Genomic DNA, 16,754 nt, shown 5'->3' with positions numbered 1-16,754 from the left:
ATGAAAACACAAATATTTACCTTCCTTTTTTCTGTACTGCTTGGTGTTTCAGCCTCTTCACAGGTTCTGATTTCCAAAACAGGAGGCAGTCCACACGTTAATGCACTACTTGATATAAAAGATCCTGCAAAAGGACTCATACTGACAAAAACGAATAGCATAGGAAACTTCCCACTATACAATGCCTCAGCAGAAGACCATTTCGATGACCTCCCTGCTCTGGAAGGAGCCCTTCTATACAATAAAGAAGATAAACAGTATTATAAATATGACGGCACCGTATGGATTCCTGCATTGCAGCTGGGAGGATTTTACAATCCCTTTGAAACCCGTACAAAAGCAAGCGCAGCACAAAACTGGACATGTGTCTCGGTTCTTGGTATTAATACCTGTGCATTATCCCAACTGTTTGGAAGTAATAACAGGCAAACAATCCCTGTCTCAAATGCAACCAGCAGACCGCAGCTCCTTGTGAATAACTTAAATGCACAGGTCGGAACTGATTATATTGTTATTCCTGCTGCAGGGCTATACCACATTTCAGGTGTAGTAGGTTTTAACGGAACCAGTTTACTGGGCTTAGGACAGGATGTTTCGTACTGGGTAAACCTTGATGTAAGCTATGATAGCGGAGCAACCTGGTCTACCCTGGCTTTTAAAGAAACCAGCCAAAGCGGAGGTATATTCCTTGACCTCGGACAATCCGGAAATAAAAGTGCCAGTGTATCTTCCACCATTACGTTACCTGCCAACAGCAGAATCAGGCTGGCAGCTGCCGTATCTACAAGCTCTCTTATTTCAACGTATTCCAACTCTACGGACCATACCGATACATTTATTAATGTACAAAGATTAAAATAACTTATAAAGAAAAACCGATGAAAAATTATATAGTATTGTTATGTATACTGGGCGGTGCATTTACAAATGCACAGGTAATTATAGGTGGAGGTGCTTTACAAACTCCCTATACCCAATTAGAACTACAAAATACGACAGGCCGGAAAGTACTCATTCAGCCTGCAGCAAATGACAAAACAACTTTACCGAAATATAATGCAGCCCAGCCTGACGGTTATAATGATGATGCTACTATGGAAGCGATGCTGATGTATGACAAGAATGCATCCGTTTCCAAAGTGTATGACGGAACAACATGGAAACAAACATTTATTCCCCAGGGAAAAGCCACTACATGGACCCGCGCGAGGATAGAACCCTCCAGCGTAGCATGCCTGAGTTTCTTATGTACTTCAGGAAACCTTCCTTTATCTATTCCCAATAACAGCAATCAGTTTTCGGATTACCTGTCTGTTTTCAGACCGTCAGATACTTTCCGTATACGCCAGAAGGGACTGTATAGAATCAATTTCAATGTGTTATTCAACGGAGGAAATATAGGTTTTGCAGGGGTAAAAGTAAATATTGCCATTGCTGTAAACGGAGAACAAAAAGCCTATATGTCAGCCAATGCGGCCTTTATCAGCGCAAACAGTTTTTCAGCATCAGCAGACACCGTTTTGTTCCTTGATGTGAATAATGATGTTAATTTCAGGGTTAATATCAGCACTCCCGGATTGTCTGTTGCTGCCTTTACTTTCGGAGGAACACCCGACAGCAGTATCAGCCTGGAAAGAATATTATAAATAAAGTGTACACTTGGCAAAATGAATAACCCGGATTACAAGAAGATATTCAAAGATATCATTCAATATCAGTATCCCCAAAAAGCAAAGGCTTGTGAAAACCTTCTGAGTAAGGAAAACTTAACAGGAATAGATGTTATTACCCTTAACAATCTTATTTTTGAAACAAGCAGCCTTGAAACTGACATATTCAACCAAAAGCACCGCTCTTATGATGAGCAGTCAATAACACAAATATTAGAATATCAAAAAAAGCACAATCTCAACAACACTCAGATAGCCTTAAAATATAAGCTCAGCAGAAACACTGTTGCAAAATGGAAAAAGTTCGGCTTAGTCCCGGACATTCAATAATCTGTTATTCAAAGTCCGTGTTTTATAACCTCCTTATTTTGGGAGGTTATTTTTTATTAAATGAGAATATTATATATTTTCTATTGCGTTTGCTGCAAATTAAACACCGTTCCCGCCGGATCGGTAATCCAGTGCATATTTTCAGGGAGCTCTTCAATTTCATCGCAGGTTTCCACTCCGTTTGACTGCAAATATTGTGTTGCTGCCTCTACATCAGGAACTGTAAGCTGTAACCAGGTTTCAGAATGGGTATAATTGTCTACGCAGTCTAACCAGATCACATTATTCCCGAATTGTACTTCATGAGTCCTTGACACGGTAGGATTACTGATCGGCTTCTCCTCTACTTTCAGTTTTAAAATATCTTTATAAAAAGCAACGGTTTTTTCATATTTATTTTTAGGAATTTTTATAGCGATATTAATTCCTGCCTCAAATTTTGTAATCATAAGATAAGTTTTGACAATGGTAAATAGATCACTGGTATCAGATTATTTCAAAAAGCTGTTCAGATAGTTCAGAATGGTTGCGGTCTGCATCATCACGCTGACATGGCTTTGTCCCGGAACAATTGCCAGTTGGGATTTCGGCATAGCTCCCATATCCGCAGAAACCCCGCCTCCCAATAATTTATAGGTTTTTGAAAGCTCGGTTTTATCCAGTCCATCGTTATCACCGGCGATGATTAAAACAGGTACCGGAATTTTAGAAATATGATCATCCCCCAGGTCGAAAGGCTTTCCGGCAGAGGCCATCATCTGCTCCAGAAATTTTGTCCATTTTGTTTTATCAGGTGCTACAGCATTATAAGCAGTATGCATAGGACTGTTTGTAAAGAGATCAGGTTTCATTCCTTCAAATGCTTTATTGACTTCCGGCAGCCAGCCGCTGCTTTTATAGGTTGACGAAATGATTACCAGGTTATTCAGTCTTTCCGGGCTCTGTATCGCCAGCTGATAAGCTACTTCCCCACCAAAACTATACCCTGCCACATCAGCCTTATCGATTTTCAGATAGTCCATTACCTTTGTAACATCGCTGGCCAGAACAGCGTGTGATAATTTACGTTCCGAGAACGGAGTATGTCCATGCCCCTGAAGTTCAACAGCAATTACTTTTCTGGTTTTAGACAGTTCAGGAATCAGCGCTCCCCAATTCATGTCAATGGTCATAAAAGCACCATGCAGTAATACAAGAGGTTTACCGTCACCATAGACTTCATAATACACCTTGAGACCGTTAACGGGTGCATAACCGCTTTCAGATGGTTTCACTTTTTGTGCGCATACCATACATGTGGCTGAAAAAAAAGTTATCATCAGCAATGATTTTAACTGAACAGAGAAATTAAATAGACTTTTCATAATAGTATTGGATTTGGTAATTAAACTTTTATTCAAAATTAGCAAGCCATTAGGAAATCCAACTTGCCACAAGACAAGATTTTATATAAACAGGGTTATTCCTTATGAGCGCCATTTAATAAATAGTTTTCACTCTGTAACATACATTACATTTTATTTATTTTCAGAAGATTAAAGGTAAAATATTAAATTTTCTAATGATTGAAAGTAAATATTTTCACAATAATTCTACAACAGTTGATAAAAATTTACTAATTTCGGAAAGAACTAAACCTAAATTATTATGAAAAATTTAAAGAAAATCGAAAGACAGGAATTGAAAACAATTAAAGGAGGTATTGACTGCAGAGGCGGCCAGCTATGCTTAATTGGTGGTAAATGGCAATGCATGCCATACGACGGATGTGGTGGTGGAAACCAGCCTTAATTAGTTTAAAACAATTACTTGACTATGAAAAATTCTAAAAAAATCACAAGAGAACAGTTGAAAAGTATCAACGGAGGAGCTTTAAGCTGTTCCGAAGCATGCTGCCCACCCCCGGGAATCAAAAGATGCCCATGGGTAATCTGTGTAGCACCATGTGAGATATTAAGTTAAAAAAAGACTGTATTCTCCGGATAAGGCCTGCAATTCGTATGGATTGCAGGCTTTTTATTTTTTACATCTTCAAAATAGCCTTCAGTAACCTGTAGTATAAAAAAACACTTAAATATTCCCGATAAGCCCTCTGAAGATCAAGTTATTTTGTATACATTTATATAAGTATTTAAATCAAGTTACAAAGTGAGAACTGAATATCACATGTATGCTACTTTGATTTGATTTACAGGGTCATTTATCTGATTTATAAATTTTCTTTTTATAAGACAGATTAACCATTTTTATTGAGGCTTATTATTATGTACGTTATAACAGACCAATTAAAAAATTTAGGATTTAGTATTAACACATTGAATAATGTAATACAAAGGAATAATAATAAAAGAAGTTTTAATACACTTGAGTATTTCTGTATTTATATCATTATAGAAGACATCACATTGGAAATAGAAAATATTCCGCACTTCATAAAAGGTGGCCATATCGCATTTTTAGGTCCCCAAAAGCAGATTGTATTCGGTGAAACCAAACGAGGTGAGGTTTATCTTATCACATTTTCTTCCAGTTTTTATGAAAGATCTGCAAAAGACAGTATGTTTCTCAATTCAAGGCTTTTTTTTAATTATGATTCTGATGTTTTTATAGCCCCTTTTGAAAATATAAAGGAAATGAACGTAGTTTTTATGGGAAGGATGCACAACTTTCAGCACAAGGACGAAAGCCTGTTTATTTCAGCAGCTCATAATGCTATCGAAAGGCTGATTCTGGATGCATTTCTCCATATTCCCGCAGAAACACTGAAAAAAGATGTAAAACTTGATTACCTTCACTTTGTAAACCGGTTTAAAATTCTTTTGCAGCGGGACTATAAAAAAGCTAAAAAGGTCTCCTACTACGCCAATGAACTGAATATCACCCCAAGAAAATTAACGGAGATGACCGAATATGTTCTGGGAAAAAGTGCTAAACATATTATTATTGAAAAGCTCATCAACGAATGTAAAAAATCGCTTAGCTTCTCCGGATACAACATTTCTGAAACCGCTTATGAGCTGGGATTCAGCGATGAAGGAAATTTCAGCAATTTTATTAAAAAACATACAGGAAAAAATCCCTCAGAAATGAAATAATATAAAAATAATATTGTATTTTTGGATAAATAACAAATAAGTGAAAAATAACATATGGGGATAAAATGTATTTTTTCAATAGTATTCTTTTTTGTTTCCGTTAACATATTTGCCCAGGCAGATGATGTTCAGGTAAATGTGCGGCTCTACCCCACACAAATGCTTGCTGTTGGAGGTGACAGTGAAATGATTGATGAAATGAATGAAACTGCCCAGCCGGAAATCAATTCTGTGATCATTTCAAGTCCGTCCGGTTTTCAGTTAGGAATTCAGCAGGATGAAAATGATGAGTATAATCTTATTAAAAGTCACAATGGGGTTATAGAAAAAAAATTCATCATAAATCAAAAAATAGATAAAATTATAAAACAGTTTAAAGATAAGTCCACTTTTATGATGTTAACTTTAATCTCTCAATAAGTAGATTTGATGCTGTTTACCATGCATTGAATATTATTTTTTTTAATTTTTGATGATTTATTTTTAGTAAATTCATAATCATATAATATTCGTTTAACAATATCAACAGTTTTTTCAATTTTTAATTAACTGAAATCATCATATTTCTTTATAAAATACTCTTTATTATCAAGTTTTTTTCCAAAACCAAATTTACAAATCTTTAGTACTTTTTCACAAAATGAGTACCGGTAGCTCTGTCTAAATTTGCACCTGAAAAAAAACAAGAATACACTAATAAAAACTCCTGTTATTTTATGAAGAAATATATTGTAGCTTCCACGTTGCTATTTGGTTTTGTCGCATTAAAAGCTCAACAAACCGTAACTTTAAATGTCAGATTAAAGCCTATTCAAACCCTTATCGTTAACCCTGCTCAAAAGGTTGTTAACTTAGACTATAAAACCAAAGATGACTATGCAAACGGAGTATCTTCCGTAAATGCTGACCATTTAAGCATTTATAGTACCGGCGGCTTCCAGGTTAAGGTAAAAAGTGCCAATGCAGCTTTACAAAGCGGTGCCAAGAATATCCAGGCTAATACCATTCAGATTAAAGCCAGTGCAGGAACTGATGGAGTAAACGGAGCTCAGTATGCACAAAACGTACAGCTTTCAGCTACTGAAGCAACATTGGTAACATCTGCAAATGGCGGTGTAGACAAAAAAATCAACATTGAATACAAAGGTGCCGGCGCAAATGCTTATCTTGACAATTACATTGCAGGTCAGGATCCTACTGTTTATACAACAGAGCTAACGTATACTATTATTTCACAATAAGTATTTAAATATTATAAAATTATATGGATAAAGTGTTACAGATTGTAGCACTTTATCTGTACTTTAACAGCAAATTATAATAATGAGCCGTTCCTACATCATCATTTTATTTTCTTTATTACTTTTGTGCACCAGTACTAAAGCTCAGACAGGGGTATCTGTATCTCCTCCAAGACTTTATTTCGAATCTGACGCAGGAAAAAGTACCACCCAAAAAGTAACGGTAACCAATGTAAGCGCAAAAAACTCCCTTGATATGGCTGTCAGTTTAGGAGATTGGGAATACAACGGAACAGGAGAAAACAAAATGTCCCCTGCCAATACGCTGCCGACATCCTGCGCAAGCTGGGTAACCATAAAAAATGAAGACACTTATTTTACCTTAGGCCCCGGGGAAAGAAAAGACATTGATGTAACCATCACTCCACCCAATGCATTAACGGATCAGCTGTTGGCTCATACTGCCGTTCTGTATGTCAGCCAGATGAATCCCGTGAATGATGTGGACAATAAAGGAGCCAATATCAAAGTAAGCATCCGTTCAGGAATTAAACTTTTTCATAAGTTGACGGCCAAAGCAACCAAAAAAATTGAAATCCAGGACCTTGCTTTAGCTCAGTCAAAAAAAGACCTTACTGTTTTATTTGAAAATCAGGGGAATATCTGGGCAGACGGAAAAATACAGACAGAGCTTATCAATACAGAAAACGGTAATAAAATATCACTTGACCAGATTATTTTTTATACCATGCCGGGAAACAAAAGAGAAGTGAATATTCCCCTTCCTGCAACACTTTCGAAGGGAAAATATACCGCATCGGTAATGATTGATTATGGTGACAACAATAACCTGGAGTTGGCAGAACTGAATTTTACCTATGAATAAAATATTATGTCTTCTCCTATTTCTGATCTCGGTAAGCTGTTTCTCACAGGTTTCATACAGCTCATGGGTAAACGGTTATCTGCAGGTTAATTCCTATAACGGCAATACCAATCCTGATGCATACAATCTTACTTTAGCAGGAAATGGCAATATCAATATACCCAACTGGAGAGTTTCTGTACGATTGAAACAGCCTATCACATCAAACAACGGGAATTACATATTACCAGCTAATAAAATTTCGTTTCAACCGGTTTCATCGTCAGGAAAAGCTTACCCCAACCCTGTTCCCACTATTCCGCAAATTGGCATGCCGCTTAATGTAATCCTGAAGGAAGGACAAGAGGTATTCCTGATTCCGCAATCAAATGCGGCGTTGTTTAATCAGCCGGCTCAGCCCAATGGTTATTACAGCCTCCAGATCAAATACAGTATCAACCTGGCAGGAGGATCATACCTGGGAGCATATCCTGCATGGATCACTTTTATAGCTCCGTTACAGTTTACAGCCTATGATCAGTACAATAATATTCTTGGTACCGTGGATCATAATTTTCAGTTTCAGATCGGCTCGCTTTCTGGTACCCCTACAGATATTCCGGAGCTGTCTATGAAGTTCGGAGCTTCTGCAGTGAATGGTATTCTGGAATTTAAAAATATGCAGGATTACGCAAACGGGGCCAGTGTCACTTACGCTAATGCACTTACTGTAAAAAGCAATACGAATTATCAGATCAAAGTAAAATCGCTTCAGAACCAGTTCAGTGCTTCTTCCGGCAATTTTCTTCCTCTTGATTCTGTACAGCTTAATCTGATACCGGTTTCAAGCAACATGGGAACTGTAAATACTATTTTGCTGAGTACAGCACCACAGCTTATTGCTAACGGTGGTCCCACGCAAAATTCTGATGTTTATTATGACATGCGGTATTCTACCAAACCTAATGATGAAAGATTCATCAATGCCAGATCAGAAGATTACACTACAACCATTCAATTCGAGATTACGCCACAATAATTTATAATGCTTCACAACAAGCTGTTCAGGAAAATAATATTTTTTTTGTTGATCCCGTTTTCCATTTGGGCTTCAGCTCAGGCTGATGCAGGTATCAGCATGGAAATCCGCAATGAACAGAATTCAGCTAATCCGAACATTATAGATGTACTGCTTGTTTTGAAAAACAATGAAAGCAAACATTTTAAAGGCAGGGTTGAAGTAAACACACCCACTGGTTTCAGAACTATTTCTGACAGTAATCCTGAAATTGAACTGAATCCCGGCCAGCAACTTTTTATTCCCATAAAAATACTGAAAAGCGCTACAATACTTTCAGGTAAAGCGGATCTGGTCTTCACCATTACTGATGAAAAAAACCACCAGATTGTAAAGAAAAGTCTGTCTTACGCAGTGACAGAGAATAACAACATGCGGATAACCGCTGAAAATCCTGTTGTCTACATGGGAACTTATAAGGATTCTCTGGAAGTCCGGGCAAGAGTTTCCAACTTAGGGAATAAAAAACAGAATGTGACCATCGTATTTAAGATTCCGGAAGCGACCCAGAAAAATCTGTTTATTGAAAAAAAGGGAACGATCAATGTACAGAAAGATTCCGTATTTGTTTTTCGGTTTGTTCCTTCAGGCAACCTGCTCAGAAGCTCCCAGTTTACGGTGAATATTGCCGGCTTCAGAGAACCGGACAAAGAAATCTTCGGGAATACTTCCGTGTCCGTACAAAATGTTTCTTCTACACAGCGTTATCAGGACGCTGAATTCGACCTGTTTTCAAATTACAGTAAAAATACCATAACAGCAAGTTACAGACGTGTTGGTAACAATACAGATATGTATCAGCTTATCGGATCGGGTGGCTTTAATCTTCCCTCAGGTTATATGTTTATCCGTGGTAATATCTATACCCTGAACAACCAAAGCGATCCCGTGGTGAGCAATACTTACCTGACTTATCGCAGGGAAAAAAGTGAATTTACTTTGGGGAATATCAGTAAACTTATGGAAGTTTCACTATTCGGAAGAGGAGCAGAATATGCATATACTTCTTCTGATAAAGATAAGAAAATAGAAGTAGGTTTTGTTGATCAGAGCTTCAGCCTCATTGAAAGAAATTCTTTTCTGAAATACGGATATGGATTTTATGCCAGAGGAATTACCGGGGCCCAGAATGCTTCGAAAAACTTTTCTGCGACCTATATTTTCAAAAATGATCCTTATGAAAAGGCCAATCATCATGTATTAGGTACGGATATTCAGTATTCTTTCAATAAGTCCTGGAAAATGAATTCCAAGGTATACAGCGGACTGAGCTTTTATGAAAATACACATCTCACCCAGCCCTCCCTGGCTTTAGAATCACAGTATTCCGGAAATATCAATAAAATCAATCTGAACGGAAACTATTTCTACAGCAGTGATTATTATCCCGGAAACAGAAGAGGAATAGTACAAATACAGCAGAATTTCTCAACCAGCGTTTTTAAAAACCATTCCTTATATGCGAATGTAATGATCTCTAATTTTTCGCCAAAATTCTATTCCTACAATTATGATATCAAATCATATACGACAAGAGGAGATATCGGAATCAACTTTGCGAAAAGGAAGAATTTCGGATTTTCAGCAGGTGCTCAATACCAGGAGGAAAGCTCCAATACGTATAATAATTTTCTGGATACTTCAGGAAATCAGGAAATCCAGAAGCTGAAAGCACTCAGAATCACCCAAAATATAACCTGGGCGAGTAACAATAAAAAGCATTCTTCATTACTGGCGCTGGAAACGGGATCCGTACAATATCCTTCGTCTGATAATGCTCAGTTTCAGATGAAAGCTACAGGAAACTATAGTTATAAATGGTTCAATATAAACGGGATATATCAATATGGCAGCTATTACCTCTCTGAATTTGCCTCATCAAGAATCTTCAGTAAAGACATTATTTATAAAAAGTTTTCAGTCTCTGCTTTTATCAACAAAAATCTCCTGAGTGAAAAGCTTACTGTCACTTCGGGATTATCCTATACTGATGATATTTTATATGGTAAGTCTCCTTCAGGGTTTGTTAACCTGAAATATGCAAAAGAAAGATACGGAGTCTTCCTTAACTCATCGTGGTATAATTACTCTTCCACCAACTTCAGCAATAACCTCTTCACTGTTGAAGCAGGCGTAACCTTCAATTTACAGCCCAACAGGCTGGATGCCAGTAAAAAAGGAGAAATATCAGCCTTTGTTTATTATGACAATAACCATAACAATATTTATGATGAAGGAGACCAAAGTGCTGAAGATTACATCATTATGATCAATAATGTTTCTTTCAAAACAAATAGTGAAGGTAAGATTGCTTACAAGGCAATTCCATATGGCAAGTATATGCTGAAACAGGTGATCCAGCAAGGATGGTATTACCAGGATTCTGAATTTGAAGTGAAAAAACACAGCTATTTCCTTCAGGTTCCGCTGCATCAGAACGGAACAATACTGGGAAAAATCAATTATGAATTTGATTCTAAAAAAGCACTGGAATTCGAATCTAAAACGGCAGGAATTATTTTCAATATTTATGATGGGGATCAATTATTACAGCGCGTTGTTACTGATGACAGCGGTGAGTTCGGTTCTTTCCTCCGATCCGGTACTTACACTATACAGCTCGTGGAAAGCTCGTTACCCGCGAATACATACTGTGAAAAAATAAATCAGAATGTTACCGTTCAGGCAGGAAAACTAATAAATCTTGAGCCGTTTACCATTAAAGTATCAGAGAAAAGAGTACATGTCAAGAAATTTGGGAACTAATGAAAAAGAGGGTTCGCGGACACTATAATAATAAACATTTGTCATTTTACATATCAATATCTGATTATCAAAACTTAATCAATATAAAGACAGATTGGGTTTCAATCATTTCAGCCAATTTCAACTTTCCAAAATCCAATCGTAAAGTGTAATTTTGTATTTAATTTAATCTGAAACTTTGTTTTTCCCACATAGATTTATAAACAGAATCTTTAGAAATAAGCTCATTATGGTTACCTCGTTCTATAATTTTTCCTTCTCTTATCACCAGAATAGTATCAGCATTGGCAACTGTACTTAGTCTGTGAGCAATAACAATTATTGTTTTTCCTTGATTTCTAAACTCTTGCAGTGTATTTTGGATAACAATCTCTGCTTCAGTATCTAATGATGAAGTGGCTTCATCTAAAACTAAAATTTCAGGATTTTTATATAAGGCTCGGGCAATGGCGATTCTTTGTTTCTGACCTCCTGACAATAAAGCACCATTTTCCCCTAAATAGGTTTGAAAACCGTTTGGAAGTCCCTCTACAAAACTAAGTATTCTTAATTTTTTAGTTATATTAAATATCCTTTGCATATCAGGAAAATCTTCTCCCAATGCAATATTCTCAATTACATTGCCAGAAAACAAATCTATTTGTTGTGGTACTACTGAAACTAATTTCCTTAGTGAATCATTTGAAATATAATTGATGTCATAATCTCCAATGAGGATTTTACCTGATTTTAATGAGTATAAGTTTTGAATTAAAGCTGCTAAGGTAGTTTTTCCACTTCCACTTTCTCCTACTATTGCAGTTGTTTGTCCTTTTTTTATGAGACAATTAAAATTAGTAAAAACATCAACCCTGCTTCCATAACTAAAATTAACTTCTTTAAACTGAATATCCCCAATATTTTCAGCTACAAGGTCTATTTTTTCGTTGGTTTCTTCACGTTCCAAATCCATAATTTCAAACAAACGGCCAGCAGCAATTAATGCATTCTGCATGGTTTTGTTCATTCCAATTAATTGAGATACTGGGCTTGTAAAATAGCCTATTAAAGCATAAAATGATAAAAGTTCTCCAGGAGTAATAATCCTGTCTATCACATATCCTGAACCTACCCAGAGTAATATGATGGTAAATATTCTGGATAAAAATTCTGATGAATTGCCTGAAAATAAAGCATTCAGTACAGAGTTATATATTGTTTTTAATAGCGTTGTGAATGCATTATCAGTTTTATTATTAGCAAATGGTTCTATTCCAAACTGTTTGATAGTTCGGACTGAATTTAGGGATTCTACTAAATGAGATTCTAGTTCTGCATTTTCTTCCATTAGTTTTCTTTCTACTTTTTTGTTTAGCTTGTTGGTAATCCAATAAACAAAAAAATACAACGGAATAACTAAAGCTGTTATGAGTGCAAGCTTCCAATAATAGGTAAACATTAAAACAAATGAAAAAATGACAATGAAAATATTTACAAATATTTGAATAGCAGCATCATTAATGAACGCTCTAATCTTTACTGCATCATTTATCCTTGAAATAATTTCTCCTACTTTCATGGTATCAAAAAAACGTTGTGGAAGTTTCAATAAATGCTTATAGTAGCCTAATATAAGGTGCTTATCCATTTTTTGCCCCGTTTGCAGAACGAGAATACTTTTCATAGCTCCTATAAAAATCTGAAATAGTAAAATAACAACCATTCCTACTGATAGTAGGTTTAAAAGTCTTCGGTTTCCATCTATCAAAACATAATCCGTAATCTTTTCTATATAAATTGATGTGGATAACCCTAAAATAGTGTACACCAAAGCTCCTAACAAAGCCTGAATTAAGATACTTTTATGGGGTTGTACCAGATTCCAGAACCTTTTATATAAGCTGGTTTTTTCGTTTTTTTGCTCAAAGTATTGATTAGGCTCTAACAAAACCAAAACACCAGTCCATATTTTGGAAAATGCGTCGATGGTGTATTCTTCGATTTTGCCAAAAGCTGGGTCCATTACAGAAATTTTGCCTTTAGTTACTTTATAAATAACAACATAATGATGATACTGTTCTTTACTTACAATGTGAGCAATGGTAGGTAATGGAATGTCAGATAAAACATCTGTACCTCCTTTCACTCCTTTGGCATTAAACCCCATTGATTCCAACCCTTGTACAAGCCCCAATACATTAGTTCCTCTTGTATCGGTATGGCTTAATTGCCTGATTTTAGCAATAGGCATTTTGAACCCATAATAAGCAGAAACGGAAGCCAAACAAGCTGCACCACAATCCTTTAAATCATGTTGCTTAATTAATATATCTTTTTTCATCATTTCAATTTTGGATTAAACCAGTCATCTGCTTTATCAAATAATAATTGCCACAGAGTACGGTCTATAAGGTGGAAACGAGCTGTGAGGGTCATTCCTTTTCCTATTTGTCCTTTATAACCGTTTTTTAGTTTCAGATAATTTTTATCCATTCCACATAGAACCCTAAAGTAAGCTTCTCCAGTTTGTTCATTTACCTTTATGTTTTGGTCTACTTCCTGAACCTTTCCATCTAACAGTCCCCATTGGTTATAATTATAAGTATCTATCTGAAATTTTACCTTTTGTTCTACTTGGATAAATCCTATATCTTTTGGAGAAACCAAACATTCTATAATTAAAGATTGTTCAGGGGAAATTTCTCCTACAGTTTGTCCCTGAACTAAAAAATTTCCTTTTTGTACTCCTGAAAAATTAACTAATCTTCCAGAAATGGGAGCAGTGATGATGTAATTTTTTTGTTCTTGATCGATACGTTGAATTTCTGAACTGAAAGAACGTAATTGTCTCTCAACTTCTCGTTTTTGTGCTTGCCATTGTGCAACTTGCTGTTCCTTAATATTGGCAATTTGTTTAGAAAAACCTTGATGGTCATAGTAATACTTGTCATATTCTGCTTTAGGAATAACCCCTTGCTTGTAAAGTAGAACAGCCCTGTTTAACTCTTTTTGAGCTAACGATAGCTGAGTTTGAACCTGTGCAATTTTTTCCTGCATGGCTGAAAGTTCTCTTTGGTATTGCCCTGTCTGTAAGCTACTATATTGCCCTTTGGTAAGTCTGTTTAAATCCTGTAGCTGTGCTGCATAATCTTCACTCTGGCTATTTTGTAGATGTTTCTGAGTGTCTAATTGTTCTGCTGTTACAACAAGTAAAGTATCTCCTTGTTTTAGAAATTGATTATTCTTTTCTAATTTGGTTTCTATGATTCTACCATTTACCACAGAATTAAGTTTAGTGTTTTCTGTTATAGAACGAATAACACCCTTTGAGGAGGAAGAAACGGGTACATTTATGATGGGCAAGGAAACTAAAACCAAAATAACCAATAAAATAACAAGATAAGTGAGGTTTTTAACCATTGCTTATAATTTCATCAATTCTACTTGCAATATTTCTGCCCGTTTGATTTCAAAAGTTCGGTTAGCCTTTAATAGAACCTCATTCAATGTTGGAATAATAGAATTAATTTCTATATTTTCTGGAATCTTAATATCCTTAACATTTCCAGTGATAGAAACCGTAATATGAATTGTACCATCTGGTGAAGAATGGGTAATAAGTTCCTTGTCTAATATATTTTTAATTTCTTCCGTTTTTTGTTGAATAAGTTGTGCTTTCTCTATTGATAAATTAAACATAAATTTTGAATTTTAATAATTGTTAGATTTCAATATATTCACCACCAATATTGGAGGCTGAGTCCTGTATATATTTTTTTGATAGTTTTTAAGAACCAAATAAATGATATATAAGTCACCTATTGCTGCTACTGAAAAAACATAACCAAAAAAAATGGCAAATAAATTTTCAAAATATAGTCCCAAACAAAAGGAATTAACCCCCATTATAATAAAAGGAGCTATCACCATAATTAAGTAATGGTTTACATATAAAGGCTTTAAACAGTGACAATAAAACATCATTTGTTTTGGTGCAATTCCAAACTTGATTGACTTAGTATCCTTTGTGAAAAGTATAGAAAACATGCCATGTATAACCTCATGAACAATAAAACCTATAATTTGAACTGCAAAAAAAATAATAACAGAAGTTGTAACTCCATATTTGTTAATACTATTTGCTGGTTGTTTTAAAAGTTCTGTATAATCTTTTGTAAATAATAGAAATAATCCTATATAAATTATGGAGATAATTATTGAAAGATATAATGATTTTATCAGGAATTTTTCTTTTGAAACAGAGATACTCATGAGAAGTTATTTGAAGACTTTAAATAATAAAAGACTTTATTTCACAATTAAGGAAATAAAGTCAAGGTTTTTAAGATAAAAATTATTAATGATTTTGTTCAGTTGTATTAATCTTCTCTAAATGCCTTTCTGCATATTTTTTCCCCCAATTGTAAAGCACAACAAGTGAGAAAATACTTATAACTACAATCATAAATGTTTTTATTCTATTTTGCATGTTCTAAATGTCTTTTTGCATATTGATATCCAAATTCATATAGCGCAACAGCTGATGCAGCAGCAGCTAATACAGGCCAAAATCCACCTTCTGTTTTTTTTAGCTCCTTCTTACTTAGTTCAGTAACATTAAGTTTTTTTAAATTCATTATTCAATTTTAAAGGTTAATACTATTTTTTTGCATTATGTTCGTCTAATGCTTCTTTCATTCCCAAAGCAACAACTGAACAAACTGCCATAACTCCCCAAGCGGCTAAAATTAATGGTGGGAAACCTCCTTCAACCACTCTCATTTCTTTTGTACTTAATTCCTGTACATTTAAATTTGATAAATTCATTTTTTCTCAATTTTTAAAATTAATATTTTTTAATTCTAAAAAACATTTGTGCACTAGTGTTTTTTATTTCATGCTAAACTATATCTTTTCATTGAGAATTCCCAACTAAACAGCCCAGAATATTTCAAATTCACAATCAATCCTTATTTTTATAACTCTTTGACTTATTTTATTCTTAATTTAAGTACAATGTATTGAAAATTTAAATATTTAGAATAGTTTTCATCCGCATACAAACCGATTTTATGTATGCTTCAGCATTTATATAAATGAAAAATCTCAATCAATTTTAGATTTTAGTAATGCCTTCTATTTTTTGAATTAGGACTATTTCTATTTTGAAAAAGACAAAATACTTTTAGACGCAACTATCCTTGTTATATAAAGAAATGTAGGAAGAAAAATTTAATGAAGAAAGCCTACTGAAATCAGTAGGCTTATATTTAATACTTGCGGAGAGTGAGGCATTTTGTACCCTTCCTCATCGCTTTATGGATAAGATTTCGCTGTAGCATCTCTGTGAATGACCTCAAATAGGACATTTGCAAAAAGTGGTAAAATCCTAATTTAAATTTTACTACGTAAAATTTAAATTTCTGTTCAAATCTGCAAGTAAAAAGTTCAAATTTTGAACACGTTTTTAGAGTTCAAAACAAGAATTTAATCCCTCTCTTTACGCCTGAAATTTCTGAGTTTAAATATTTCTAAAAGAAAACGAAGAAAAAACCGAAAAAAAGAAGCCATTTGAAAATGAGCGTGGTATTCTGTCAAGTTTTTTTGGAAAAAGTTTTTGCGTAGATTTTATACGTAAAAACTTTTTCCGAAAATCCGGCGGACTTGACCTTGATAGAATCTAGTTATTGGGCTAGGAAGCGAATTATATTTGGTTTCTGTTTTTATTTT

19 protein-coding genes are annotated in these 16,754 nt (G+C 34.9%); 11 read left to right on the top strand and 8 right to left on the bottom strand.

What is annotated here, in order from left to right; translation table 11 throughout:
* From ACR1PO_RS19480 to ACR1PO_RS19470, 3 genes are read left to right on the top strand one after another with little or no spacing between them, the layout of a single operon-like run.
* Positions 1-861: a phage tail-like protein gene (locus ACR1PO_RS19480; protein WP_433987877.1), complete on the top strand. Its 861-nt coding sequence runs from the start codon at positions 1-3 to the stop codon at positions 859-861.
* A 17-nt stretch (positions 862-878) separates the two neighbouring features.
* The gene (locus ACR1PO_RS19475) at positions 879-1,646 is read left to right on the top strand and encodes a hypothetical protein (protein ID WP_332387173.1); all 768 of its coding nucleotides are present in this window, start codon (positions 879-881) and stop codon (positions 1,644-1,646) included.
* 21 nt (positions 1,647-1,667) lie between these two features.
* On the top strand, positions 1,668-2,000 hold the full coding sequence (locus ACR1PO_RS19470) for a helix-turn-helix domain-containing protein (RefSeq protein WP_332387174.1): 333 nt from the start codon (positions 1,668-1,670) through the stop codon (positions 1,998-2,000).
* Between the two features lie 80 nt (positions 2,001-2,080).
* Here ACR1PO_RS19470 and ACR1PO_RS19465 read toward each other — a convergent pair whose 3' ends face one another.
* Positions 2,081-2,449, bottom strand: a complete 369-nt coding sequence (locus ACR1PO_RS19465) for a VOC family protein (RefSeq protein ID WP_332387175.1) — start codon at positions 2,447-2,449, stop codon at positions 2,081-2,083.
* A 42-nt stretch (positions 2,450-2,491) separates the two neighbouring features.
* The gene (locus ACR1PO_RS19460; protein ID WP_433987876.1) at positions 2,492-3,319 is read right to left on the bottom strand and encodes an alpha/beta fold hydrolase; all 828 of its coding nucleotides are present in this window, start codon (positions 3,317-3,319) and stop codon (positions 2,492-2,494) included.
* Positions 3,320-3,647: 328 nt separating this feature from the next.
* On the opposite strand from ACR1PO_RS19460, the gene ACR1PO_RS19455 reads away from it, so the two are divergent.
* From ACR1PO_RS19455 to ACR1PO_RS19420, 8 genes are all read left to right on the top strand, one after another.
* Positions 3,648-3,791 carry a bacteriocin-like protein gene (locus tag ACR1PO_RS19455; protein WP_002980068.1) on the top strand — a complete coding sequence of 48 codons (144 nt, stop codon included), beginning with the start codon at positions 3,648-3,650 and terminating at the stop codon, positions 3,789-3,791.
* Between the two features lie 24 nt (positions 3,792-3,815).
* Complete coding sequence (locus tag ACR1PO_RS19450; protein ID WP_433987875.1) at positions 3,816-3,962, top strand: bacteriocin-like protein; 147 nt, start codon at positions 3,816-3,818, stop codon at positions 3,960-3,962.
* A gap of 353 nt (positions 3,963-4,315) precedes the next feature.
* The gene (locus ACR1PO_RS19445) at positions 4,316-5,095 is read left to right on the top strand and encodes a helix-turn-helix domain-containing protein (RefSeq protein ID WP_433987874.1); all 780 of its coding nucleotides are present in this window, start codon (positions 4,316-4,318) and stop codon (positions 5,093-5,095) included.
* A 54-nt stretch (positions 5,096-5,149) separates the two neighbouring features.
* The gene (locus tag ACR1PO_RS19440; protein WP_433987873.1) at positions 5,150-5,515 is read left to right on the top strand and encodes a hypothetical protein; all 366 of its coding nucleotides are present in this window, start codon (positions 5,150-5,152) and stop codon (positions 5,513-5,515) included.
* Positions 5,516-5,811: 296 nt separating this feature from the next.
* Entirely contained in the window at positions 5,812-6,336 is a 525-nt protein-coding gene (locus ACR1PO_RS19435) for a hypothetical protein (protein ID WP_332387180.1), read from the top strand.
* 82 nt (positions 6,337-6,418) lie between these two features.
* Positions 6,419-7,222 (top strand): fimbrial biogenesis chaperone, encoded by an 804-nt coding sequence (locus ACR1PO_RS19430; protein WP_433987872.1) that lies wholly within the window; start codon positions 6,419-6,421, stop codon positions 7,220-7,222.
* The gene (locus tag ACR1PO_RS19425; RefSeq protein WP_433987871.1) at positions 7,215-8,240 is read left to right on the top strand and encodes a hypothetical protein; all 1,026 of its coding nucleotides are present in this window, start codon (positions 7,215-7,217) and stop codon (positions 8,238-8,240) included. The genes ACR1PO_RS19430 and ACR1PO_RS19425 overlap by 8 nt, the downstream gene beginning before the upstream one ends.
* A gap of 45 nt (positions 8,241-8,285) precedes the next feature.
* Complete coding sequence (locus ACR1PO_RS19420) at positions 8,286-11,045, top strand: hypothetical protein (RefSeq protein ID WP_433987870.1); 2,760 nt, start codon at positions 8,286-8,288, stop codon at positions 11,043-11,045.
* Between the two features lie 160 nt (positions 11,046-11,205).
* On the opposite strand, the gene ACR1PO_RS19415 is transcribed toward ACR1PO_RS19420, so the two are convergent.
* The 6 genes from ACR1PO_RS19415 to ACR1PO_RS19390 all read right to left on the bottom strand — a co-directional run bounded on the left by ACR1PO_RS19415 (position 11,206) and on the right by ACR1PO_RS19390 (position 15,851).
* Entirely contained in the window at positions 11,206-13,365 is a 2,160-nt protein-coding gene (locus ACR1PO_RS19415) for a peptidase domain-containing ABC transporter (RefSeq protein WP_433987930.1), read from the bottom strand.
* Positions 13,365-14,444 (bottom strand): HlyD family secretion protein, encoded by a 1,080-nt coding sequence (locus ACR1PO_RS19410; protein ID WP_433987869.1) that lies wholly within the window; start codon positions 14,442-14,444, stop codon positions 13,365-13,367. Before ACR1PO_RS19410 ends, ACR1PO_RS19415 begins: the two co-directional genes overlap by 1 nt.
* Before the next feature lie 3 nt (positions 14,445-14,447).
* Positions 14,448-14,723: a YbaB/EbfC family nucleoid-associated protein gene (locus ACR1PO_RS19405; RefSeq protein ID WP_433987868.1), complete on the bottom strand. Its 276-nt coding sequence runs from the start codon at positions 14,721-14,723 to the stop codon at positions 14,448-14,450.
* A gap of 12 nt (positions 14,724-14,735) precedes the next feature.
* Positions 14,736-15,296 (bottom strand): DUF3267 domain-containing protein, encoded by a 561-nt coding sequence (locus ACR1PO_RS19400; protein WP_433987867.1) that lies wholly within the window; start codon positions 15,294-15,296, stop codon positions 14,736-14,738.
* A 206-nt stretch (positions 15,297-15,502) separates the two neighbouring features.
* Positions 15,503-15,661 (bottom strand): class IIb bacteriocin, lactobin A/cerein 7B family, encoded by a 159-nt coding sequence (locus ACR1PO_RS19395; protein ID WP_433987866.1) that lies wholly within the window; start codon positions 15,659-15,661, stop codon positions 15,503-15,505.
* Between the two features lie 22 nt (positions 15,662-15,683).
* Complete coding sequence (locus tag ACR1PO_RS19390; RefSeq protein ID WP_433987865.1) at positions 15,684-15,851, bottom strand: hypothetical protein; 168 nt, start codon at positions 15,849-15,851, stop codon at positions 15,684-15,686.
* Positions 15,852-16,754 lie beyond the last annotated feature (903 nt).

This window comes from Chryseobacterium amylolyticum (assembly GCF_051011775.1).
Classification (GTDB): domain Bacteria; phylum Bacteroidota; class Bacteroidia; order Flavobacteriales; family Weeksellaceae; genus Chryseobacterium.
Note: the sequence above shows the minus strand (reverse complement) of the source record. Positions and strands in the feature narration are given on the sequence as shown.

Excerpts from the sequence above, each read along its gene's own strand:
- ACR1PO_RS19425 (WP_433987871.1), top strand. The coding sequence starts at position 7,215 with ATGAATAAAATATTATGTCTTCTCCTATTTCTGATCTCGGTAAGCTGT.
- ACR1PO_RS19450 (WP_433987875.1), top strand. The coding sequence starts at position 3,816 with ATGAAAAATTCTAAAAAAATCACAAGAGAACAGTTGAAAAGTATCAAC.
- ACR1PO_RS19415 (WP_433987930.1), bottom strand. The coding sequence starts at position 13,365 with ATGAAAAAAGATATATTAATTAAGCAACATGATTTAAAGGATTGTGGT.
- ACR1PO_RS19410 (WP_433987869.1), bottom strand. The coding sequence starts at position 14,444 with ATGGTTAAAAACCTCACTTATCTTGTTATTTTATTGGTTATTTTGGTT.
- ACR1PO_RS19480 (WP_433987877.1), top strand. The coding sequence starts at position 1 with ATGAAAACACAAATATTTACCTTCCTTTTTTCTGTACTGCTTGGTGTT.
- ACR1PO_RS19455 (WP_002980068.1), top strand. The coding sequence starts at position 3,648 with ATGAAAAATTTAAAGAAAATCGAAAGACAGGAATTGAAAACAATTAAA.
- ACR1PO_RS19395 (WP_433987866.1), bottom strand. The coding sequence starts at position 15,661 with ATGAATTTAAAAAAACTTAATGTTACTGAACTAAGTAAGAAGGAGCTA.
- ACR1PO_RS19430 (WP_433987872.1), top strand. The coding sequence starts at position 6,419 with ATGAGCCGTTCCTACATCATCATTTTATTTTCTTTATTACTTTTGTGC.
- ACR1PO_RS19400 (WP_433987867.1), bottom strand. The coding sequence starts at position 15,296 with ATGAGTATCTCTGTTTCAAAAGAAAAATTCCTGATAAAATCATTATAT.
- ACR1PO_RS19460 (WP_433987876.1), bottom strand. The coding sequence starts at position 3,319 with ATGATAACTTTTTTTTCAGCCACATGTATGGTATGCGCACAAAAAGTG.
- ACR1PO_RS19440 (WP_433987873.1), top strand. The coding sequence starts at position 5,150 with ATGGGGATAAAATGTATTTTTTCAATAGTATTCTTTTTTGTTTCCGTT.
- ACR1PO_RS19405 (WP_433987868.1), bottom strand. The coding sequence starts at position 14,723 with ATGTTTAATTTATCAATAGAGAAAGCACAACTTATTCAACAAAAAACG.
- ACR1PO_RS19435 (WP_332387180.1), top strand. The coding sequence starts at position 5,812 with ATGAAGAAATATATTGTAGCTTCCACGTTGCTATTTGGTTTTGTCGCA.
- ACR1PO_RS19465 (WP_332387175.1), bottom strand. The coding sequence starts at position 2,449 with ATGATTACAAAATTTGAGGCAGGAATTAATATCGCTATAAAAATTCCT.
- ACR1PO_RS19475 (WP_332387173.1), top strand. The coding sequence starts at position 879 with ATGAAAAATTATATAGTATTGTTATGTATACTGGGCGGTGCATTTACA.
- ACR1PO_RS19390 (WP_433987865.1), bottom strand. The coding sequence starts at position 15,851 with ATGAATTTATCAAATTTAAATGTACAGGAATTAAGTACAAAAGAAATG.
- ACR1PO_RS19470 (WP_332387174.1), top strand. The coding sequence starts at position 1,668 with ATGAATAACCCGGATTACAAGAAGATATTCAAAGATATCATTCAATAT.